Below are 614 nucleotides of genomic sequence, written 5' to 3' on the forward strand. Positions count from 1 at the left end.
CGGGCTGGGCCTGGCGGCCGGGCTGCTGACGCCGATCCCGGCGGCGGGCTTCGTCTCGCTGATGCTGGTCGCGGCCTGGACGGTGCACCGCGCCAACGGCTTCTTCATCGTCAAGGAGGGCTGGGAGTACAACCTGGTGCTGGCCGTCAGCGCCGTCGTGGTGGCCACGCTGGGCGCCGGGCGGTTGAGCCTGGACTGGGTGATCTTCGGCCACAACTGGTACGACGGCTGGCCCGGCCTCGTGATCTCGGCGGGGCTCGGTCTGGCCGGCGCCGCCGGGCAGCTGCTGATCTTCTACCGGCCGCCGGTCAAGCAGGCGGGGTAGGCCCCGGCCGCGGGAGGTCCCCAGGTCGCGCAGCGTCGGGGGCTACGCGGGGCTAGGGCTTCCCGGTGTTCCCGTTCTGGCCGACCAGCACACCGGCGGTGCCGCCGGTGCCCGGCGTGCCGGTCGGGCTGCCCGGGTTGCCGCCGTTGCCGCCGTTGCCGCCGTCGCCGATCGCGACGGCATTGCCGCCGGCTCCGCCGGCTCCGCCCGCGCCGCCGTGGCCGGACCCGCCGGCGCCGCCGTCACCGCCGTTGCCGATCAGGCCGCCCTTGCCGCCGGCCCCGCCCGC

2 protein-coding genes are annotated in these 614 nt (G+C 76.7%); one reads left to right on the forward strand and one right to left on the reverse strand.

What is annotated here, in order from left to right; all coding sequences use genetic code 11:
• On the forward strand, nucleotides 1-325 hold a 325-nt coding region (locus A5673_RS08220; protein ID WP_197518324.1), incomplete at its 5' end, for a DoxX family protein.
• A gap of 52 nt (nucleotides 326-377) precedes the next feature.
• Here A5673_RS08220 and A5673_RS29485 read toward each other — a convergent pair.
• Nucleotides 378-614: PE family protein (locus A5673_RS29485; protein ID WP_082958614.1), on the reverse strand; the 237-nt coding region annotated here is incomplete at its 5' end.

This window comes from Mycobacterium sp. E3198 (assembly GCF_001667015.1).
GTDB lineage: Bacteria > Actinomycetota > Actinomycetes > Mycobacteriales > Mycobacteriaceae > Mycobacterium.